Origin of the sequence: Rhizobium sp. BK377, assembly GCF_014193935.1 — a bacterium.
Taxonomy (GTDB): domain Bacteria; phylum Pseudomonadota; class Alphaproteobacteria; order Rhizobiales; family Rhizobiaceae; genus Rhizobium.
The window spans coordinates 1,117,864-1,137,205 of sequence record NZ_JACIAC010000002.1 but is presented as its reverse complement, the minus strand read 5'-3'; the positions used below and the strand labels follow the sequence as shown (position 1 = coordinate 1,137,205).

20 protein-coding genes are annotated in these 19,342 nt (G+C 60.4%); 5 read left to right on the top strand and 15 right to left on the bottom strand.

From position 1 onward, the window contains the following. Positions 1-403 precede the first annotated feature (403 nt). The 5 genes from FHT92_RS14440 to FHT92_RS14420 form a co-directional block, all read right to left on the bottom strand. A complete protein-coding gene (locus tag FHT92_RS14440) occupies positions 404-1,375 on the bottom strand; it encodes an ABC transporter substrate-binding protein (RefSeq protein WP_183741508.1) in 972 nt (323 codons plus the stop codon). Between the two features lie 54 nt (positions 1,376-1,429). Beyond that, positions 1,430-2,557: an ABC transporter permease gene (locus FHT92_RS14435; protein ID WP_183826102.1), complete on the bottom strand. Its 1,128-nt coding sequence runs from the start codon at positions 2,555-2,557 to the stop codon at positions 1,430-1,432. Next, positions 2,554-3,438 (bottom strand): ABC transporter permease, encoded by an 885-nt coding sequence (locus tag FHT92_RS14430; protein ID WP_183826100.1) that lies wholly within the window; start codon positions 3,436-3,438, stop codon positions 2,554-2,556. The genes FHT92_RS14435 and FHT92_RS14430 overlap by 4 nt, the downstream gene beginning before the upstream one ends. Further along, a complete protein-coding gene (locus FHT92_RS14425; protein ID WP_183826098.1) occupies positions 3,435-3,806 on the bottom strand; it encodes an endonuclease domain-containing protein in 372 nt (123 codons plus the stop codon). Before FHT92_RS14425 ends, FHT92_RS14430 begins: the two co-directional genes overlap by 4 nt. A 217-nt stretch (positions 3,807-4,023) precedes the next feature. Then, complete coding sequence (locus FHT92_RS14420; protein ID WP_183826096.1) at positions 4,024-4,809, bottom strand: ABC transporter ATP-binding protein; 786 nt, start codon at positions 4,807-4,809, stop codon at positions 4,024-4,026. Between the two features lie 94 nt (positions 4,810-4,903). On the opposite strand from FHT92_RS14420, the gene FHT92_RS14415 reads away from it, so the two are divergent. After that, a complete protein-coding gene (locus FHT92_RS14415) occupies positions 4,904-5,317 on the top strand; it encodes a cupin domain-containing protein (protein ID WP_183826094.1) in 414 nt (137 codons plus the stop codon). A 2-nt stretch (positions 5,318-5,319) separates the two neighbouring features. Here FHT92_RS14415 and FHT92_RS14410 read toward each other — a convergent pair whose 3' ends face one another. Genes FHT92_RS14410 through FHT92_RS14395 form a run of 4 tightly spaced genes read right to left on the bottom strand, consistent with a single transcriptional unit; the run spans position 5,320 to position 9,002 of the window. Beyond that, the gene (locus FHT92_RS14410; RefSeq protein WP_210278489.1) at positions 5,320-5,697 is read right to left on the bottom strand and encodes a hypothetical protein; all 378 of its coding nucleotides are present in this window, start codon (positions 5,695-5,697) and stop codon (positions 5,320-5,322) included. Positions 5,698-5,702: 5 nt separating this feature from the next. Beyond that, positions 5,703-7,157, bottom strand: coding sequence for a dihydropyrimidinase (gene hydA / locus FHT92_RS14405; RefSeq protein ID WP_183826089.1), 1,455 nt, complete (start codon positions 7,155-7,157; stop codon positions 5,703-5,705). Positions 7,158-7,173: 16 nt separating this feature from the next. Continuing rightward, positions 7,174-7,749, bottom strand: a complete 576-nt coding sequence (locus tag FHT92_RS14400) for an endonuclease domain-containing protein (protein ID WP_183826087.1) — start codon at positions 7,747-7,749, stop codon at positions 7,174-7,176. Further along, on the bottom strand, positions 7,749-9,002 hold the full coding sequence (locus FHT92_RS14395) for a Zn-dependent hydrolase (protein ID WP_183826084.1): 1,254 nt from the start codon (positions 9,000-9,002) through the stop codon (positions 7,749-7,751). The genes FHT92_RS14400 and FHT92_RS14395 overlap by 1 nt, the downstream gene beginning before the upstream one ends. Positions 9,003-9,312: 310 nt before the next feature. On the opposite strand from FHT92_RS14395, the gene FHT92_RS14390 reads away from it, so the two are divergent. Next, positions 9,313-9,963 carry a TetR family transcriptional regulator C-terminal domain-containing protein gene (locus FHT92_RS14390; RefSeq protein WP_183826081.1) on the top strand — a complete coding sequence of 217 codons (651 nt, stop codon included), beginning with the start codon at positions 9,313-9,315 and terminating at the stop codon, positions 9,961-9,963. 125 nt (positions 9,964-10,088) lie between these two features. On the opposite strand, the gene FHT92_RS14385 is transcribed toward FHT92_RS14390, so the two are convergent. Beyond that, complete coding sequence (locus FHT92_RS14385; protein ID WP_183826079.1) at positions 10,089-10,988, bottom strand: LysR family transcriptional regulator; 900 nt, start codon at positions 10,986-10,988, stop codon at positions 10,089-10,091. A gap of 103 nt (positions 10,989-11,091) precedes the next feature. On the opposite strand from FHT92_RS14385, the gene FHT92_RS14380 reads away from it, so the two are divergent. Next, complete coding sequence (locus FHT92_RS14380) at positions 11,092-12,114, top strand: NAD(P)-dependent alcohol dehydrogenase (protein ID WP_183826076.1); 1,023 nt, start codon at positions 11,092-11,094, stop codon at positions 12,112-12,114. Between the two features lie 42 nt (positions 12,115-12,156). Here FHT92_RS14380 and FHT92_RS14375 read toward each other — a convergent pair whose 3' ends face one another. Then, on the bottom strand, positions 12,157-12,567 hold the full coding sequence (locus FHT92_RS14375) for a rhodanese-like domain-containing protein (protein ID WP_183826073.1): 411 nt from the start codon (positions 12,565-12,567) through the stop codon (positions 12,157-12,159). Between the two features lie 104 nt (positions 12,568-12,671). On the opposite strand from FHT92_RS14375, the gene ftrA reads away from it, so the two are divergent. Next, complete coding sequence (gene ftrA, locus FHT92_RS14370; RefSeq protein ID WP_183826070.1) at positions 12,672-13,652, top strand: transcriptional regulator FtrA; 981 nt, start codon at positions 12,672-12,674, stop codon at positions 13,650-13,652. A 68-nt stretch (positions 13,653-13,720) separates the two neighbouring features. Here ftrA and preA read toward each other — a convergent pair whose 3' ends face one another. The 4 genes from preA to FHT92_RS14350 all read right to left on the bottom strand — a co-directional run bounded on the left by preA (position 13,721) and on the right by FHT92_RS14350 (position 18,854). Further along, positions 13,721-15,034 (bottom strand): NAD-dependent dihydropyrimidine dehydrogenase subunit PreA, encoded by a 1,314-nt coding sequence (gene preA, locus FHT92_RS14365; RefSeq protein WP_183826067.1) that lies wholly within the window; start codon positions 15,032-15,034, stop codon positions 13,721-13,723. A gap of 15 nt (positions 15,035-15,049) precedes the next feature. Next, positions 15,050-16,411 (bottom strand): NAD(P)-dependent oxidoreductase, encoded by a 1,362-nt coding sequence (locus FHT92_RS14360; RefSeq protein ID WP_183826065.1) that lies wholly within the window; start codon positions 16,409-16,411, stop codon positions 15,050-15,052. 459 nt (positions 16,412-16,870) lie between these two features. Continuing rightward, positions 16,871-17,866: a sensor histidine kinase gene (locus FHT92_RS14355; RefSeq protein WP_183826300.1), complete on the bottom strand. Its 996-nt coding sequence runs from the start codon at positions 17,864-17,866 to the stop codon at positions 16,871-16,873. Between the two features lie 193 nt (positions 17,867-18,059). Beyond that, positions 18,060-18,854 (bottom strand): response regulator, encoded by a 795-nt coding sequence (locus FHT92_RS14350; protein WP_183741474.1) that lies wholly within the window; start codon positions 18,852-18,854, stop codon positions 18,060-18,062. A 273-nt stretch (positions 18,855-19,127) separates the two neighbouring features. Between FHT92_RS14350 and FHT92_RS14345 the strand changes: the two genes are divergently transcribed. Next, positions 19,128-19,334 carry a NepR family anti-sigma factor gene (locus tag FHT92_RS14345; RefSeq protein WP_183741472.1) on the top strand — a complete coding sequence of 69 codons (207 nt, stop codon included), beginning with the start codon at positions 19,128-19,130 and terminating at the stop codon, positions 19,332-19,334. Positions 19,335-19,342: the final 8 nt, after the last annotated feature.

The following is a 19,342-nucleotide window of genomic DNA, read 5'->3' as shown; positions in this document are numbered from 1 at the left end:
TTCGTCCAATCTCTTGACAGGATCGGCCGGACTCGCGCGTCGTCATGCAACTCGCGAACCGGGCAAATGCCGTCTTCTAATCTCAGAGGTATTTACCCGCATGCCATTTGCCGGAGCTTATCGTCCCATCCGGCAAATCCGGCTAGTACGTGGTATCGATTTGCTCCATGCGCAAGCCCGGCAGAAAATAATTCCCCGTGAGATAATATTAATTACCATTGCGGCGCTCATCAATCATTTTAGGGTTATGCGAACATGACGATGATTGATCGGCTCCCCGTGTGTTTGACGTTTGACGCCTGACAAATGCGACGGTTGCAAGGCGATTTTTTTCGTTGGATACAAAAACTAGAAACGCGTGGGGAAAATTCCCCCACGCGTTGCATTTCGGCATCGGCGCGTCTTACTTCGCGGCGGCATCCGTGATGTCGTGCGTCCAGGCGCCCGACGGCTCCTTGTTGATGATCTTCTGGTCGAGCAGCGCCTTCGCCGTGCGGTCATAGAGCTTGGTGTCGAGCTTGCCGGTCCCGTCACCGATCAGCTTGGCGACTTCCCCCATCATGCGCTTCTGGTGGTTTTCGTCCTGGCCGCCGGCATCCACGACGATTTCGGCAGCATCATCAGGATTCTCCATAGCGTATTTCCAGCCCTTCATGGAGGCGCGGACGAACTTGACCATCTTCTCCTTGAAGGCCGGGTCCTTCAGCTTGTCTTCCATCGCATAGAGGCCATCTTCCAGGAGGTCGTTGCCCATGGCGGTGTAGTTAAAGACAGTGAGGTCTTCAGGCTTGAAGCCGGCATCGATCGCCTGCCAATATTCGTTATAGGTCATGACGGAAATGCAGTCGGCCTGCTTCTGCAGGAGCGGCTGCACGTCGAAACTCTGCTTGAGCACGGTCACGCCATTTGGCCCGCCATCGGTTTTAAGGCCGAGCTTGTTCATCCAGGCAAAGAACGGATATTCGTTGCCGAAGAACCAGACGCCCAGCGTGTGGCCCTTGAAGTCGGCTTCGGTCTTGACCGGGCCATCCTTGCGGCAGATCATTTCCATGCCCGACTTCTGGTAAGGCTGGGCGATATTGACGAGCGGAACGCCCTTTTCGCGGGCGACCAGCGCGCCGCCCATCCAGTCGACGATCACATCGGCGCCGCCGCCGGCAATCACCTGCTCGGGAGCGATGTCAGGGCCGCCCGGCTTGATATCGACGTCGAGGCCTTCCTCTTCGTAATAACCCTTATCCTTGGCGACGTAATAACCGGCGAACTGAGACTGGGTGACCCATTTCAGCTGCAGCGTGACCTTGTCGGCGGCCATCGCGTGTGCCGCGGCAAGCGACATCGCGCTCGCCATCATTGCAACCATCAACTTTTTCATTTTCTTTTTCCCTCTGAAGTTATGCCCTGATCCCGATGCGGGGCCGGGGCGCGTCTAACCACCACGGATAGACGGATGCCAGAACGTCACCGCCCTCTCGGCAAGGGCGACGACACCATAGAAGACCGAGCCTGCAAGCGCCGCGACGGCGATCTCGGCCCAGACCATGTCGACATTCATGCGACCCATCTCGGTAGAGATACGGAAGCCCATGCCGACGATCGGCGTCCCGAAGAATTCAGCAACGATGGCACCAATCATGGCCAGCGTCGAGTTGATCTTCAGTGCATTGAAAATGAAGGGCATTGCGGCCGGAAGCCGGAGCTTTACGAGCGTCTGCCAGTCGTTCGATGCGTAGGTGCGCATGAGGTCGCGCTCCATGTTGCCGGAGGCGGCAAGGCCGGCGACGGTGTTCACCAGCATCGGGAAGAAGGTCATGATGATGACGACGGCGGCCTTCGATTGCCAGTCGAAGCCGAACCACATGACCATGATGGGTGCGACACCGATGATCGGCAGTGCGGAGACCATATTGCCGATCGGCAGCAGGCCACGGCGCAGGAAGTCGACTCGGTCGGCGAGGATGGCGACCACGAAGCCGCTGATGCAGCCGACGATGTAGCCGACCAATACGGCCTTGAAAATCGTCTGCCTGACATCTTCGCCGAGGGTCGGCAGGGAGCCTGCGATGCGTGCCCAGATCGCACTCGGCGGCGGCAGAATGACGAAGGGAATGCCGCCGCCGCGTGTGAGCCCTTCCCAGATCACGAGGATCCAGGCGCCGAAAATCGCCGGAATCAAAAGGCGCAGCAGCCACTGACCGGTCGGTCTTGTCGGCTGGAGGTCCGAAAGTTGCGTCACGCAACGCCATGCGAGCAGCCAGCAGGCGGCAAGCAGCAGGAAGAATGCAGGTCCGGCGAAACCTTCATTACCTGCGAGGGTGCCAAGCAGCAGCCATGCGGCGCCGTGAGCGCCGGCGAAGAGAACGGTTGCAATGAGCGGGGCAGAGAGAGGTGCAAAGGACAGAAGCGCTGCGGCGATCGCAAGCAGGGCTATCAGCGCGATAGTGCTTGCAGACGGGGGTTGAGGCGCGCCTGCCGAAAAGAGCGGCAGCATGACCATTGCACCGACGACGCAGAGAAGGGCAATCAGAGCCTGCCAGGAGATCGTTACCCGCTTCATGCCGGTCTCCCGCCCATGGAGCGGTCGACGATCTTGGCCACAAGGCCGACGATGGCAACGAGGATGGCCGCAAGCACCGAGCCCGCGACAAGAGCGGCCCAAATATCGATTGTCTGGCTGTAATAGGAGCCGGCAAGCAGTTTGGAGCCGATGCCTGCGACAGCGCCGGTCGGCAGTTCGCCGACGATGGTTCCGACGAGGCTTGCGGCAATCGCCACCTTCATCGAGGTGAAGAGGAAGGGGATGGAGGCGGGCACGCGCAGCTTCCAGAAAGTCTGCGCAGCCGTGGCATTATAGGTGCGCATCAGGTCGAGATGCATCACTTCGGGCGAACGCAACCCCTTCACCATGCCGACGGCGACCGGGAAGAAGGAGAGGTAGGTTGATATCAGCGCCTTGGGGATCAGGCCAGTGATATTGATCGAACCGAGCACTACGATCACCATCGGCGCGACTGCCAGGATCGGCACGGTCTGCGAGGCGATGATCCAGGGCATCAGGCTGCGGTCGAGCGCCTTGACGTGGATGATGCCGATGGCAATGACGATGCCGAGCAGCGTGCCGAACGTAAAGCCAAGCACGGTCGAGGAGAGGGTGACACCGGCGTGGTAGACCAGGCTGCGGTTGCTGGAGAGCTTTCTGAGGAAGGTGTTTTCGAATACGTTCTGCGCCACCTGATGCGGCGCCGGCAGGACGGGCTTCGGCTGGGAAAGCGTCTTGCCGATAAATTCCATCGTGGTCGAGGTGATGTTGTTGCGGGTATCCATGTCACGCTGGAACGGCGTGTTCAGGATGATGGCTGCGACATACCAGATCGCGATCAGCACCAGCAGGATTGTGAGGACGGGGACAATCTTGTCCTTGAAGGTCTCGGGTTTCATGCGGCCTCCTTCAGGAATGGTGCCGCCTGTTTCTGGATGAAAACGTAGTCCGGGCCGTCCAGCACTTGGGAATTGTCGAAGCGGAGTACAGTGAAGCCCTGATTTTTCAAGAAGGCATCGCGAGCGATGTCATGGCGGCGACCGCTTTCAGTTTCATGGCTATCGCCGTCAACTTCCACGATCAGGCGCGCTGAGAGCCAGGCGAAATCGGCAATATATGGACCGATCGGCGTTTCGCGACGGAAGCGCGCGCCGTAGGGGCGAAGATCTCGAAGCGTGTCCCACATGGCGGATTCGGCCTTTGTCAATTCACGGCGAAGGCGGCGGGCTCTGTCTCGCGTTTTGGGTGTGATATCGGAATGCGGCATTCAGGCCTCCATTCCTGTCGTAGCGAAGAAAACCCCTCCCCACCCCCTACCCACAAGGGGGAGGGGCTCAGGAGGTTGCCGCCCGCCTTGAACACTCATCTCAACCCCGATGCCAGCAGCGCGCTTGACGTTGAAAGTGGAGGGTGCGGCAGATCTGCCCCTCCTCCTTGTGGGTAGGGGGTGGGGAGGGGTTTTTGCCGAGTCCATAGCGCTCAATCTACTGCTCATAACTATGCCCCGCCCTCAGCCCTTCGCGGACACGATGGGCAATTTCCAGGAATTCAGGAGTCTCGCGGATATCGAGCGGGCGCTCGCTTGGCAGCGTCGAGTCGATGATATCCGTCACGCGGCCTGGGCGGGGCGACATGACCACGATCTTGGTGGAGAGATAGACCGCCTCCGGAATGGAATGGGTGACGAAGCAGATCGTCTTGTTGGTGCGTGCCCACAGTTTGAGGAGCGCCGCGTTCAGATGGTCGCGAACGATTTCGTCCAGCGCCCCGAAGGGTTCGTCCATCAAAAGCAGGTCTGCGTCGAAGGCGAGCGCGCGGGCGATCGAGGCGCGCTGCTGCATGCCGCCCGAGAGCTGCCAGGGGAATTTCTTTTCGAAGCCGGAGAGTTCGACGAGGTCGAGCGCCCCAGCAATGCGCTTCTTCTGTTCGGGTTTCGAATAGCCCATGATCTCCAGCGGCAGGGCGATGTTCTTCTCGATCGTGCGCCAGGGATAAAGGGCCGGCGCCTGGAAGACGTAGCCATAGGCGCGGGCCTTGCGGGCCTCTTCCGGTGTCATGCCGTTGATGGCAATGTCGCCGGAGGTCTTGCGCTCGAGGTCGGCGATGACGCGCAGGAAAGTCGTCTTGCCGCAGCCGGAAGGGCCGATGAAGGAGACGAACTCGCCCCTGCGGATATCGAGATTGACATCAGCAAGCGCATGCACCGCGCCGTCATTCGTCTGGTAGCTGAGACAGAGATCCTTGGCGGATACGACGGAGGGTGCTTGCATCAATAAACCAGTCTTGTTTTCGCCGCGCCGTCGCGGTTTTCCATGATATCATTGCCGCCGGCCTTTCCGGCAGCACAGTCCTTGGAGGATGAGGATGGACGCAAAATCAAAGCCCACCTGTCACATTGTTCGCCCCAACCACACCTATGACGGCAAGCAGGGGCTCAGCTATTTCCAGGGTATCGCGGCCGAGACGGTTGGTGCGAAGGGCATCTGCATGCATCTTCTGACAATCCCGCCCGGCGTGCGCGCCAAGGCGCATCTGCATGAGGCGCATGAGACGGCGATCTACATGCTTTCCGGCGAGGCGCATACCTGGTATGGCGACAAGCTGGAAAACCACGTCATCATGCATGCGGGTGAGCTCTTTTATATCCCGGCCGGCGTGCCGCATCTTCCAGCCAACCTCAGCAGCACGCCGTGCACGGCGATCATTGCCCGCACCGACCCGAACGAGCAGGAACGCGTGATCCTGCTGCCCGAGCTGGATGCCTTGGTGCCGGCGTGAGGCTATTTGCATAGCGGCAGCGGCCCCCACTTGATTGCGGCATCGGCCAGGAATCCGATCGTATAGCCTTTAGGCCCTGATGTGATCTTGACGGTGTCGTCGTTATTGCTCTCTTCGCCCTCGGCCTGGCAAGCGACCGTCGCGGTGAAGTCCTTGCCTTCGGCCTTCAAGACTTTCTTGATTTCGCAGTAAGAGGCAGCCGTGGTGATGCCCTCGGAAGTCAGCAGAAAGAAGTCGTCTGAACCTGTGCTTTCGCCGCTTTTGGCGTAGGCGCAGCCATCCTTGTTGCCGTAGCTGCCCTTGATGGGCAGCGTGTCGGCATCTGCCGCGGTGGAAAGCGCGGCCAGGGAAGCGATCGTCAGAAGCAGGTGGCCGCGCATCAATGTCACACCCCGCTCGCCGGGATGCCCGTGCGCTCGACTTTGCGCGGGGCGGTGATCTCCTTCCAGGTCGACAGCGCCTTGCTGACGGCGGTGACCGGCTCGCGCCTGACGAATTCACCATGGCCCGAGCGGGTCTTGACCGTGTCTTCCTCGATCGCCACGACGCCACGCGTCAGCGTGTAGCGCGGCAGGCCGGTGACTTCCTTGCCTTCGAAGACGTTGTAATCGATTGCCGATTGCTGGCGCTTCGACGAAATGGTCTTGGAGCGTTTCGGATCCCAGACGACAAGATCGGCATCGGCGCCGACGAGGATGGCGCCCTTCTTCGGATAGATGTTGAGGATCTTGGCAATGTTGGTCGAGGTGACGGCGACGAATTCGTTCATCGTCAGGCGGCCGGTATTGACGCCATAGGTCCAGAGCATCGGCATGCGGTCTTCGAGGCCGCCGGTGCCGTTCGGGATCTTGGTGAAGTCGCCGACGCCGAAGCGCTTTTGCTCCGTGGTGAAGGCGCAGTGATCAGTTGCCACCACCTGCAACGAGCCGGAGGCAAGGCCGGCCCAGAGGCTGTCCTGATGCTGCTTGTTGCGGAAGGGCGGGGACATCACGCGGCGGGCGGCGTGATCCCAATCCTTGTTGAAATATTCGGTCTCGTCGAGCGTCAGGTGCTGGATCAGCGGCTCGCCATAGGCGCGGATGCCCTTTTGGCGGGCACGGCGGATCGCTTCATGGGCCTGTTCGCAGGAGGTGTGGACGATATAGACGGGGCAGCCGGCCATGTCGGCGATCATGATGGCGCGGTTGGTGGCTTCGCCCTCGACTTCGGCCGGGCGCGAATAGGCGTGTGCCTCGGGGCCGTTATTGCCTTCCGACAGCAGCTTGGCGGACAGCGAGGCGACGACATCGCCGTTTTCGGCGTGGACGAGCGGCAGAGCGCCAAGCTCGGCACAGCGCTGGAAGGAGGCGAACATCTCGTCATCGTTCACCATCAAGGCGCCCTTATAGGCCATGAAGTGCTTGAAGGTGTTGATGCCCTTGTCCTGAACGATAGTCCTCATTTCGTTGAAGACCTGCTCGCCCCACCAGGTGACCGCCATGTGGAAGGAATAGTCGCAATTGGCGCGGGTCGACTTGTTGTCCCACATGGTCAACGCCTCGAGCAGCGACTGGCCGGGCGAGGGAAGTGCAAAATCGACGACCATGGTCGTGCCGCCGGCGAGCGCCGCACGTGTGCCGCTCTCGAAATCGTCGGAGGAATAGGTGCCCATGAAGGGCATTTCGAGATGGGTGTGCGGGTCGATGCCGCCGGGCATGATGTAGCAGCCGGAGGCATCCAAAACCTCATTGCCCGACAGGTTCGGGCCGATCTCGATGATCTTGCCGCCGTCGATCTTCACGTCACCCTTGTAGGTGAGGTCGGCCGTGACGATGGTGCCGTTCTTGATGACTGTGGTCATGATCGTTCCCTATTCATTATCGTTGTTCGGCTGGCGAATAAAAATCGGGCAGTTTGGCGCTGAATTCGAGACGGCCCTCTATTGCAGCCAGGATCGTTTCGAGGACCGAGCGTCGCTCGCGCAAGATTTGCTGATTCCAGAAGCGCAGGACCGAATAGCCATTAGCATTGAGCCATTCGGTCCTGCGTTTATCGGCAACACTTTCGGCATGCTGGAAGCCGTCGATCTCAACGATCAGCCGCTCTTCGCGACAGAGGAAGTCGACGATGAAGGGGCCGAGCGGAACTTGCCGTACGAATTTGTAGCCGTTCAGGCGGCGGGCACGCAGGTCACTCCAGAGGCGATATTCTTCCTCGGTTTCGGTTTGTCGCAGGTTTCTTGCTTGCGCAGTCTTGGCGGGGCGGTGTTTGCGGACGTCTTGTTTGATAGTTTTTGTCGCGCTTGGAGCCCCCTCATCCGCCCTTCGGGCACCTTCTCCCCGAGGGGAGAAGGGGGAGGCGGCGACGTTCACCGTCCCCTTCCCCTTCCCCCCAGCGGGGAGAAGGTGGCCCGAAGGGTCGGATGAGGGGGCCCCGGGCGCAGTGCTATCCATCACACAACAATCTCCGCCGTCTCGACCACTGCATGGAACAGAACGTCCGCACCGGCTGTTGCCCATTCCTTGGAAATCTCTTCCGCCTCATTATGCGAGAGACCACCAACACACGGGCACATGACCATCGTGGCGGGTGCGACCTTGGCGGCCCAGCAGGCGTCGTGGCCGGCGCCGGAGATGATGTTCATGTGGGAGTAGCCGAGGCGTTCGGCGGCGGAGCGGACCGAGGTGACGAGCTTTTCGTCGAAGGTGACCGGCTCGAAGTGGCCGATCGCCTCGACGGAACAGCCAACACCCAACGCATCGCAGATTTTGGGTGCTTCGGCCTCAATCTTTGCCCGCATGCGATCGAGCTTGGCCCTGTCAGGCGAGCGGATGTCGACGGTAAAGACGACCTTGCCCGGCAGCACGTTGCGGGAGTTCGGCGAGAAGAAGACCTGGCCGACGCCGCCGACGGCGCCCGGCTGTTCGCCCATCGCCACGCTCTGAACCATTTCCAGGATGCGCGACATTGCAAGGCCGGCATTGACGCGCATGTTCATCGGCGTCGAGCCGGTATGCGCTTCCTTGCCGGTCAGCGTAAATTCCAGCCACCACAGGCCCTGACAGTGGGTGACGACGCCGATCTGCTTGTTTTCGGCTTCAAGGATCGGACCCTGCTCGATGTGATATTCGAAATAGGCGTGCATCTTGCGCGCGCCGACTTCCTCGTCGCCGACCCAGCCGATGCGCTTCAGCTCGTCGCCGAAGAGATTGCCTTCGGGATCTTTTCGGTTATAGGCGAAGTCCAGGCTGTGCACACCAGCAAAGACGCCAGAGGCCAGCATGGCAGGCGCGAATCGGGCGCCTTCCTCATTGGTCCAGTTGGTGACGACGATGGGGTGCTTCGTCTTGATGCCGAGATCGTTCATGGTCCTGACGATTTCGAGGGCACCGAGGACGCCGAGCACGCCATCATACTTGCCGCCGGTCGGCTGGGTATCGAGATGCGAGCCGACATAAACGGGGAGCGCGTCAGGATCGGTGCCGGGGCGGGTTGCAAACATCGTGCCCATCTTGTCGACGCCGAGCGTCATGCCTGCGTCTTCGCACCATGTCTTGAAGAGGTTGCGGCCCTCGGCATCGGAATCCGTCAGCGTCTGGCGGTTGTTGCCGCCGGCAATTCCGGGGCCGATCTTTGCCATGTCCATGAGACTGTCCCAGAGACGGTCCCCATTGACGCGCATGTTTTCGCCTGGCGCTGCCACCATAGTTGAAAATCCTCACCTGTTTTGCGGCAGTCATGCGAGATGCCTGCCTGCCTTGTTCCCGTGGTCAAATTCCGCTGCTGCCCGTTGTTCTGTCAGCGCCGGAAAATCGCCAGTTGCCTTTGTTTTTTATCTGGCGGATAATTTGACCGATTGGTAAACATTACAACTTCCATCGCTGCGCTCAAGACGAAAATCACGAAAAATACATACAAAAAATGGGCAAAAATGCTGGCAAGTGCCCATTAAGGCGGCAGGAGAGGCCGTTCTTCCAATCTTGAGCGAGGAGTTGAATTTCAAGGGGAAAGAGCGAATGGCCATACCGAGAGCGGCGAAGACACTTCGGCGGACACGCATCCAGGAAGAAAAGGAAGAGCAGATCCTGGAAGCGGCGCTCGATGTATTTTCGGTCAGCGGGTTCCGGGGCTCGACCATCGACCAGATCGCCGAGGTGGCTGGCATGTCGAAGCCGAATCTCCTCTATTATTTCCGCACCAAGGAAGCGATGCACCGCGCGTTGATCGACCGGGTGCTTTTCAACTGGCTGGAGCCGCTGAGGGCCTTCGATGCGGAAGGCAATCCGGAATCGGAGATCCGCAGCTATATTCGCCGCAAACTCGAGTTGGCCCGCGATTTCCCGCGCGAGAGCCGGCTCTTCGCCAATGAGATGCTGCAGGGCGCGCCGCACGTCCTTGATATGCTGAAAGGGCCGCTGAAAGAGCTGGTCGACGAAAAGGCGGCCGTGATCCGCACCTGGATCAAAAGCGGCAAGATCGTCCATTGCGACCCCTATCACCTGATCTTCTCGATCTGGTCGACGACGCAGCACTATGCCGATTTCGACGTGCAGGTTCGTGCCGTGCTCGGCGAAGAGCATTCCGGCGACGGGCGCTTCGAGGACGCAGCGCGTTTCCTCGAACAGCTTTTCATCGGCGGATTGCGGCCGGATCGGTCGGGCCCCTAAAGCGCGTCGCGATCTTTCAGATCCGCTTGCTGCGCTTTAGGTCTTTGTTTTTACGCATGTCGTTGCCGCAAAACCGCTGCACACTTTTGCGCGACATGCTTTAATCATCGCCGGACGCTGGCTGCTTAGCCCATCATTGCCGGGAGCCTGGCGGCGAGTGTGTCAATCGCCAGCCTTACCTTCGGCAGCATGACCGGCGAGCGCAGCCAGAGGGCATGGGCATCGAAGACGTTCGCTGCTTCGTGTTTCAGCACCTGGACGAGACGGCCTGCAGCGACGTCGTCGCGGACCAACCAGCAGGGCAGCCAGGCAAGGCCGCGTCCGGCAACGGCGGCATCCGAGATCGCCCCGAGGTCGTCGAGCCGCAGCCGCGTCTTCGGCTGGATCTCCCTCCATCGATCGTCGGGTGTCGGGAATATCCAGCTTCTTTCATAATCGCCGCGGCGGTAGACGATGCCCTTGTGCCGAGGAATATCTGCGATCGATTGGGGTATGCCGTGTCGTTCCAGATAGGCCGACGATGCGCAGACGGTCATCCGCTGGCGAGCGACGGCGCGGGCCATCAGGTCCGGATTATCCTTCAGCGGCCCGTTGCGGATGACAAGATCGAAGCCGTCCTCCAGGAGATCGACGATGCGGTCGTTAAACGAGAGGTCGAGTTCCAGTTCGGGATGTTCATCGAGCAGATCCTCCAGAACAGGCGCGATGCAGAGACGGCCGAAGAGCACGGGCATCGAGACACGGAGCCGGCCGCGCACGGTGCGGCGGCCCGATTCCAGCATCGCCTCGCCAAGGCGGATTTCCTCGACCGCGCGCAGGCAGCGTTCGTAGAAGAAGCGGCCTTCCTCCGTCAGGCTCTGCATCCGTGTCGTGCGGTTGAAGAGGCGTACGCCGAGCCGCTGCTCCAGGCGCGCGATGGTCTTGCCGACGGCGGAGCGCGTGAGATGCAGCCGCTCGGCAGCAGCCGAAAAACCGCCGGCCTCGACAGCTTCGACGAAGATCGAGATGCCTTTCAAGTGTTCCATATTGTTTCCCTGATGGAACCAGTTTGGCGAATTAATATCGCAACTGGAGAGAAGATTTCAACGATATGTTTTGCTCCCCCGCAATCGGACAAGGAGTGAGACAATGGAGACGACGCGGCAATGGCAGATCGACACGATCGGACCGGAGCGGAAACTTGCGATAGGTGAGCGGAGACTGGAGCCGGTTTCGAGCGACAGAATTCTCGTGCGGACGAAGGCTGTCTCGCTGAATTTTCGCGACAGGCTGGTGATGGAAACCGGCATGGGATTGCCGCTGCAATTTCCTTTCGTGCCGGCCTCCGACATGGCGGGAATCGTGGAAGCTGTCGGTCCCGATGTTACCCGCTTCAAGCCGGGAGATCGGGTGATTTCGACTTTCTCGCCCGACTGGATCGACGGACGCGGTTTTGGTGACGCCCGCACGCCGCCCTACAGAACGCGTGGTGGCTTCTATCCCGGCGTTCTCTCGCAATATACGGTGCTCTCTGAGGAATGGTATTCGCACGCACCTGACACACTTGATGCGGCCGAGGCGAGCACTTTGCCCTGCGCCGGACTGACGGCGTGGTTCGCGCTGATCGAGCGCGGCGGCTTGAAGGCCGGCGACAAGGTGCTGGTACAGGGCACGGGCGGCGTTGCGCTCTTCGGACTGCAGATCGCTAAGGCGCATGGGGCGGAGGTCTTCATTACATCAGGCAGCGCGGAAAAGCTGGAACGCGCCGTTGCCCTTGGCGCCGATCATGCGCTCAGCCGCAATGACGGTGATTGGGTGGAGCAGCTCTATTCACTTACCGATGGCTACGGCGCCGACCACGTGCTCGAGATCGTCGGTGGCGCGCATCTCGGGCAGGCTCTCAAGGCGGTGGCGGTCAACGGCCGCATCTCGGTCATCGGCGTTCTCGAAGGTTTCGAAGTATCCGGTCCGGCCGGCCAGCTCTTGCTCAAGGCGCCTGTGGTGCAGGGTATTTCCGTCGGTCATCGCCGGGCGCTGGAAGATCTGGTTCGGGCGGTGGATCAGGTCGGGCTGAAACCCGTCATCGACAAGCGCTACGCGTTCGAGGAATTCCCCGAAGCGCTCGATCACCTCTATCGCGGACCGTTCGGCAAGGTCGTGGTCGAGTTTTGAGGGATGGTTCCCTTCTCCTCAAGCGAGGAGAGGGGAACCGGATCAGGCAGCAACGCCTGCTTCGCCTTCGAAAACAAAGCCTTCATCCGCCCATCCGGTCAGACCACCGATCATCAGCTTGACGGACAGACCGAGACGGGAGAGGCGGAGTGCCGCCTTGTCCGCACCGTTGCAATGCGGGCCGGCGCAATAGACCACGAACAGCGTATCGTCAGGCCATTCGGACATGCGGTGCGCAGTCATTTTGCCATGCGGCAGGTTGAGGGCGCCCGGAATATGCGAGAGGTTGAAGAGTGCTGGCGAGCGCACATCGAGCAACACGAAATCGACCTTGCCGGAGGCGAAGGCGGCGTGCACATCCGAGCAGTCGGTCTCGAAGGCGAGCTTGCGGGCGAAGTATTCGACGGTGGCTTCGGGAGAGGCGGCGGGAATTTCGGAAACGGGGCTCGGCATGATCTTGTCCTTTCCTGGGGCTGGTCTTGGCTTGGGTTGCGGCCGATCATTGCCGATGATAGTGATGAGCGAAATTGGCCGTCACGACGGATAGCGTAAAGATCATGCCAGAATCGAATGTGCACAAGACGCGTGGGCCGCATGTCGTAGCGCTGGCCTATGACGGGCTCTGCACCTTCGAATTCGGTATCGCCTATGAGGTCTTCGGCCTGCCGCGGCCGGAAATGGGGGAGGGTTGGTATCGCTTCTCGGTCGCCGGTATTGAGCTTGGCCCGTTGCGCGCGGCCGGCGGGCTGACGGTAGCGGTCGACAAGGGGCTCGAACTGCTCGACGAGGCGGATCTCATCATCGCGCCGGGATGGCGGGCGATCGATGCGCCGGTGCCGGAGCCTGTGATTGCCGCCCTGCAGGCCGCCCACGAACGAGGAGCGCGGGTGATGTCGCTCTGCTCGGGCGTCGCCGTGCTTGCCGCTGCCGGGCTGCTTGCCGGGCGTCGGGCGACCACCCACTGGCGCTATGTCGCCTCGCTTGCCGAACGCTACCCCGACATCGCGCTCGATGCCGACGTGCTCTACATGGATGAGGGTAGCATCCTTACGGCGGCCGGCAGTGCCGCAGGTATCGACCTCTGCCTGCATGTGGTGCGCGGTGATTTTGGGCCCGACGCGGCCAACAGCGTGGCGCGACGTCTCGTCGTCCCGCCGCATCGCGAGGGCGGGCAGGCGCAATTCATTGCGGCCCCCGTGCCGGAAGAGCGAGAGGGCATTCGTTTGGGACCGCTGATCGAATGGATGCGCGAGCGATTGTCCGAGGAGCAGCCGATCAGCCTGCTTGCCGGCAAGGCCGGCATGAGCATGCGCACCTTCCAGCGCCGCTTCGAGGCGACGACAGGCGACAGCGTCGGCGAGTGGCTGCTGAAGGAGCGGCTGCGGCATGCGCGTGAACTCTTGGAAAAGCAGCTTGCGGTGTCGCTCGACGATATTGCTCTTGCCAGTGGGTTTGGGACATTGGCGACCATGCGCCATCATTTCCGCAGGCGGCTCGGGACGAGCCCGAGCGCTTATAGGAAGTCGTTCGGCCTTTGAGGGCCGGTTAACGGGCAAAGAAAAAGCCGCCTTGGACGGGCGGCTTTTTCATCAGGCTTTTGGAGGCATCACTCCGCAGCCTGGCGCGCCATCGGGTTATTTGGATGCGTCGTCCAGTTGGCGTAATTCGGGTCGACCACCTTGCCGGTGCGCTTGTCGAGGGAGCCGGCCGGAAGCTGCTCCATGGTGATGCAGTTCTCGACCGGGCAGACGCTGACGCAGAGATTGCAGCCGACGCATTCCTCGTCCATCACCTCGAAATGGCGAACGCCATCGACGAAGTTGGTGATCGCCTGGTGCGAGGTGTCCTCGCAGGCGATGTAGCAGCGGCCGCATTTGATGCAGGCGTCCTGATCGATCTTGGCCTTGGCGATATAGTTGAGGTTGAGGTACTGCCAGTCGGTGACGTTCTGAACGGCGCGGCCGGTGATGTCGTCGAGGGTCTTGTGGCCCTTTTCATCCATCCAGTCCGAGAGGCCCGTGATCATCTCCTGCACGATCTTGAAGCCGTAGGTCATGGCGGCGGTGCAGACCTGCACGTTGCCGGCGCCGAGCACCAGGAATTCTGCCGCATCGCGCCACGTGGTAATGCCGCCGATGCCCGAGATCGGAAGGCCGTAGGTTTCGGGATCGCGGGCGATCTCGGCGACCATGTTGAGCGCGATCGGCTTGACGGCCGGGCCGCAATAGCCGCCGTGGCTGCCCTTGCCGCCGACGGTCGGGTTTGGCGCGAAGTTGTCGAGATCGACCGAGACGATCGAGTTGATCGTATTGATGAGCGAGACGGCATCCGTGCCGCCGGCCTTGGCGGCGCGGGCAGGGCGGCGGATGTCGGTGATGTTGGGCGTCAGCTTGGTGATGACGGGCATGCGCGTGTACTGCTTGCACCAGCGCACGACCATTTCGATATATTCCGGCACCTGGCCAACGGCCGAGCCCATGCCGCGCTCGGACATGCCGTGCGGACAGCCGAAATTCAGTTCGATGCCGTCAGCGCCGGTCTCTTCCACCAGCGGCAGGATGGCCTTCCAGGCCTGTTCCTCGCACGGGACCATGATCGAAGCAATGAGCGCCCGGTCCGGCCAATTCATCTTGACCTGCTTCATTTCCCTGAGATTGGTTTGCAGGTCGCGGTCGGTGATGAGCTCGATATTGTTCAAGCCGAGCAGGCGGCGATCGGCACCCCAGATCGCGCCGTAACGCGGGCCGTTGACGTTGACGACAGGCGGGCCTTCTTCGCCGAGTGTCTTCCAGACGACGCCGCCCCAGCCAGCCTTGAAGGCACGCTCGACATTGTAGGCCTTGTCGGTCGGCGGTGCAGAGGCGAGCCAGAAGGGATTCGGAGACTTGATGCCGACGAAATTATTGCGGAGATCAGCCATTGTTCATTCTCCCCTTCAGGCGACGGCGACAGCCGGAGCGGCTGCGGCAGTGAGGGTGCGGTGAATGGACTCGGCCGCATCACGGCCATGGGCGACGGCAGATACGGTCAGGTCTTCACCGCCAAAGACGCAGTCGCCGCCGGCCCACACACCTTCGATCGATGTGCGGCCTTCAGCATCAACCGCGATGCGGCCGGATTCCATCCGCAGCGCGCCGAGGCTGGAGGCTTCGAAGGCCTGGCCTATGGCTTTCAGGATATGATCGGCGGCAATGACGCCGGTCTCGCCGGTGCCGGTGAGGCGGCCGTCGACGAGGCTTGTATATTCGACCTCGATAGCAGCGACCTTGCCGTCCTGGGAAAGGATGGATTTCGGCGCCAGCCAATGGCGGATGATGACGCCCTTGGAGGTGGCGAGATCCTGCTCGAATTCCGAGGCGTTCATATGTTCCTTGCCGCGGCGATAGCAGATCGTCACTTCCTCGGCGCCAAGCAGCTTTGCCTGTACGGCTGCATCGATCGCAGTCATGCCGCCGCCGAGAACGACGACACGGCGGCCGATGGCGATGTCGCCTTTGTTCCTGGCCTGGCGCAGGGCGGCGATGAAATCGACGGCGTCATCGACACCGGGCAGGTTTTCGTTGTCGACGCGCAATGCGTTGACGCCGGCAAGGCCGAAGCCGAGGAAGACGGCGTCATACTGGCTCTGCAGGTCGGCGAGCGAGAAATCGCGGCCGAGCTGCTGGCCGTGCTTCACCTCAATGCCGCCAATCGACAGGACGTAATCTACTTCCTTTTGGGCGAAGTCATCGACCGTCTTGTAGGTGGCAATGCCATATTCGTTGAGGCCGCCGGATTTCGGCTTGGCATCGTAGATCACCACATCATGGCCCTTAACGGCGAGGCGGTGGGCTGCCGCGAGGCCGGCGGGACCGGCGCCGACGACGGCGATCTTCTTGCCGGTTGGTTCCGCGCGCCGGTAGAACTGCTTGCCAGCAGCCATCGCCGCATCCGTTGCATAGCGTTGCAGACGGCCGATCTCGACCGGGCGCTCTTCGGCGGTGTTGCGCACGCAGGCCTGCTCGCAGAGCTCTTCGGTGGGACAGACGCGGGCGCACATGCCGCCGAGGATATTCTGGTCGAAGATGGTCTTCGCCGAACCCAACGGATTGCCGGTCGAAATCTGGCGGATGAAGAGCGGAATGTCGATGGAGGTCGGACAGGCCGTCATGCACGGCGCGTCATAGCAGAAATAACAGCGGTCGGCGGCGACCAGCGCTTCGTGATTATCCAGGCGCGGATGAAGATCGGAGAAATTAGCCTCGTACTCGGCGGACGAAAGCCGGCCGGCACGAATCCCAGTTTCCAGACGTTCCATTGAAGTTCCCTCTTTATCGGTAACGGCTAGTGAAGAAATCGTAACTCAGGTTCAAAAATTTATCAAACGGTAAAATTTTGGCAATTTCCTTTCGCATACGCCATTTAAGAGATTGATTTTGCTTGGTATGATAATTCTTTAGGCAGGCTCTGCCTTCCAATTGGAAGGATTTGGATGGCGCCCCAAATCGGGTGTCCGAGAAAAAATTGATAAAAGTCCAATTTTTTTCCGAAACGGCGGAACCAAAGTTAACGTGCGTAGTTAATGCGGTATCCGGATGATGACCGCATCGACCCAACATGCGCGCCCCCAACCCATCATTCGGACGAACTCACGGTCCCCTCCCGGTGAGTCGAAACAGCCGGCGCGCCGCCCTCGCGCCGGCTGTTTTTCCGTTTGAGCTCAGGCAACGTCAGAAAATGCAAATCGCGCGGAACGCCGCAAATTGCATGGAATGCCTCAGGGACGCTTAAGGATTTCGAATTCGGTTTCCGGAACCGTCAGGTGGTATTCGATACGGCCGGGTGTCAGCGTCAGCTCGGCCTTGCCGTTGACGGAGGAGGGCACGACCCGCTCCAGCACTGTGCGCCCGAAGCTGTTTTCGCTAAATTCATGCACATCGGCGCTGTTTGGCAGCACTTCCACCCAGGTGAGCTCGATTGCCCGGCGGCCGGCGATGTCCGTTTCCCGGCAATTCAGCGTCACCGACGTCGCGCCGCTGGCGATTGCGCCATAGGAGGCGGAATTGACGATCAGTTCATGCAGCGCCAGGCCGAGATGCACGGCGGCGTTCGGCGTCAGATGCGCGTTGACGCCAGAAATCGACATGGAGCCCGATGTTTCCGGCCAATAGGGCGCGAACTGCTTTTCGGCGAGTTCGAACAGGAAGGCCCCGCGCCAGCTGGAATCGGTGATCAGATCCTGTGAGTTGGAGAGCGATTGAAGGCGCCCGCGGAACTTCGTCAGGAAAGTATCGAGGGAAATTGTGTTTCGCGCAGTCTGGGTGGCAATGCCCTGAATGATGGCAAGCAGGTTCTTGGAGCGGTGGGAAAGCTCGCGCAACAGCGATTTCAGCACCTTTTCGCGGTGCCGGCTTTCGGTAATCTCAGAGATGACGGAAAGTAGGCCGTAATTTCCGCGCGCGCCGGTGCGTTCAACCTTCAGTTCGAATGTCCTGGTTTCGCCGTCGATCGCAACTTCGACCTCGGCATTGCTGGACGCGCCGGTTTCGAGCACCCTGAGCTTCATCGCGGCAAGGGATTTGCCGTGGGCCTCGCCGAACAGCGAGCCGTCATCGCCACCGGCCACGAAACGCTTCTGGAAATAGGGGAGGAGATTCTCGGCGTAAATCATGGCAAGGCTGGCATCCTGATACAGGATGGAGATGGCTGCGCTGGCGAGCGCGCGCTCCATCATGGCCGCTTTGCCTTCGGTGGTGAAAGGCGTTCCGGACAATGGTCCAGTCGTATTCACTCGGCCGCCTTTCCTCAGTCCCTTCGAACATATGGAGGGAATGCTACCCTCCCGACAAACATGCCGGTCATTCTAAAAGCAAGCACTGCAAAAACCGTTAAGGCCGCCAATACGTCCCGGCAGAGCCGGAACGCATCGTTGCCGGAATGGTTCCGGCGCGGCTGGGAATCATGTTTCAGGCCGCCACACGGGTCGTTTCATTGAAGAAAAGCGCCTGGCTGATCAGGGCCTTGACCATGTCGGGGTTGAAGGGCTTGGTTACAAGGAACGTGGGCTCCGGCCGCTCCCCGGTCAGCAGTCTCTCGGGAAAGGCGGTGATGAAGATGACGGGCACGCTCGATGTCTTGAGGATATCGTTGACGGCGTCGATGCCGGAGCTGCCGTCGGCCAACTGGATATCGGCCAGCACCATGCTGGGCTTCGTTTTATTGTAGAGCGCGACGGCTTCCGCATGGGTGCGGGCGATGCCTGTGACGCGGTGGCCGAGGCTTTCGACCATCTGCTCGATATCCATGGCGATCAGCGGTTCGTCCTCGATGATCATGATATCGGTCGCGACCTGGCGCGAAATCTCGTGCGAAGCCTTGTCGAGCAACTGCATGGTTTCCTCCTCGGTGATTTCGAGAATGTCGGCGATCTCGGAGACGCGGAAGTTCTCGACCGATGCCAGCAGGAAAGCCTGCCGGGCGAGCGGAGAAACCTTGGAAAGGTTCAGCGTCGCGCGCTGTTCCCAGGCATAGGGAGAGGACGGTTCGGGAATCTCGACCGCTGTGGAACCAAACAGTTGCGTGAACAGTTTGTAGAGTGCGACGCGGTCATTCGCGGTATCCGGGAATATGGAGAGATCGGCGATGATCGCTTCGAGGACGGCGGCGACGTAAGCATCGCCTGATGTCTGAGTGCCGGTAAGTGCGCGGGAATAGCGACGCAGATAAGGAAGGTGCGGCGCAATTCGAGTGGAAAGTGTCATTAAAAACTCCGTCTCCAAGCCGGTGAGTGGCTTCAATGACTTAAAAACGCGATCTGCCTAAAAAAGTTCCGGAGGTGAGGAACTTTTTTTGCGGCGTCGCATTATCCTAGCCGACAATGAAGGGCGTCACGTCTTGATACATATGGACGGAATGGATCTGCGGGATCAAGGGTTTGCAAGGATCGGCTTGATCGACCGGATATCCTTTCCATTTAACTTTCACAGCAGAGTCTGCCTTTCATTCCGAGACAACAGCCAAGAAGTGATTAGTTGATGACGACACAAAAGACAGAGGCCCCCGACGAGCGCCAGCTGGAGCTGCGGGCAAGCGACATACTGGATCCGAACAATCAAATCGGTATCCGGTTGCGCTCCCTCTATGCCTCCGCGCAGGAAGAAGCCATTCCCGATCGCTTCCTCGACCTGCTCGAAAAGCTCGATCAGGCCGAAATGATGGCTTCCGCAAAGATGGCCGAATAGGAAATACC

Excerpts from the sequence above, each read along its gene's own strand:
- FHT92_RS14360 (WP_183826065.1), bottom strand. The coding sequence starts at position 16,411 with ATGGAACGTCTGGAAACTGGGATTCGTGCCGGCCGGCTTTCGTCCGCC.
- FHT92_RS14430 (WP_183826100.1), bottom strand. The coding sequence starts at position 3,438 with ATGAAACCCGAGACCTTCAAGGACAAGATTGTCCCCGTCCTCACAATC.
- hydA (WP_183826089.1), bottom strand. The coding sequence starts at position 7,157 with ATGACCACAGTCATCAAGAACGGCACCATCGTCACGGCCGACCTCACC.
- FHT92_RS14380 (WP_183826076.1), top strand. The coding sequence starts at position 11,092 with ATGGAGACGACGCGGCAATGGCAGATCGACACGATCGGACCGGAGCGG.
- ftrA (WP_183826070.1), top strand. The coding sequence starts at position 12,672 with ATGCCAGAATCGAATGTGCACAAGACGCGTGGGCCGCATGTCGTAGCG.
- preA (WP_183826067.1), bottom strand. The coding sequence starts at position 15,034 with ATGGCTGATCTCCGCAATAATTTCGTCGGCATCAAGTCTCCGAATCCC.
- FHT92_RS14375 (WP_183826073.1), bottom strand. The coding sequence starts at position 12,567 with ATGCCGAGCCCCGTTTCCGAAATTCCCGCCGCCTCTCCCGAAGCCACC.
- FHT92_RS14385 (WP_183826079.1), bottom strand. The coding sequence starts at position 10,988 with ATGGAACACTTGAAAGGCATCTCGATCTTCGTCGAAGCTGTCGAGGCC.
- FHT92_RS14440 (WP_183741508.1), bottom strand. The coding sequence starts at position 1,375 with ATGAAAAAGTTGATGGTTGCAATGATGGCGAGCGCGATGTCGCTTGCC.
- FHT92_RS14425 (WP_183826098.1), bottom strand. The coding sequence starts at position 3,806 with ATGCCGCATTCCGATATCACACCCAAAACGCGAGACAGAGCCCGCCGC.
- FHT92_RS14420 (WP_183826096.1), bottom strand. The coding sequence starts at position 4,809 with ATGCAAGCACCCTCCGTCGTATCCGCCAAGGATCTCTGTCTCAGCTAC.
- FHT92_RS14410 (WP_210278489.1), bottom strand. The coding sequence starts at position 5,697 with ATGCGCGGCCACCTGCTTCTGACGATCGCTTCCCTGGCCGCGCTTTCC.
- FHT92_RS14345 (WP_183741472.1), top strand. The coding sequence starts at position 19,128 with ATGACGACACAAAAGACAGAGGCCCCCGACGAGCGCCAGCTGGAGCTG.
- FHT92_RS14400 (WP_183826087.1), bottom strand. The coding sequence starts at position 7,749 with ATGGATAGCACTGCGCCCGGGGCCCCCTCATCCGACCCTTCGGGCCAC.
- FHT92_RS14390 (WP_183826081.1), top strand. The coding sequence starts at position 9,313 with ATGGCCATACCGAGAGCGGCGAAGACACTTCGGCGGACACGCATCCAG.
- FHT92_RS14435 (WP_183826102.1), bottom strand. The coding sequence starts at position 2,557 with ATGAAGCGGGTAACGATCTCCTGGCAGGCTCTGATTGCCCTTCTCTGC.
- FHT92_RS14395 (WP_183826084.1), bottom strand. The coding sequence starts at position 9,002 with ATGGTGGCAGCGCCAGGCGAAAACATGCGCGTCAATGGGGACCGTCTC.
- FHT92_RS14350 (WP_183741474.1), bottom strand. The coding sequence starts at position 18,854 with ATGACACTTTCCACTCGAATTGCGCCGCACCTTCCTTATCTGCGTCGC.
- FHT92_RS14415 (WP_183826094.1), top strand. The coding sequence starts at position 4,904 with ATGGACGCAAAATCAAAGCCCACCTGTCACATTGTTCGCCCCAACCAC.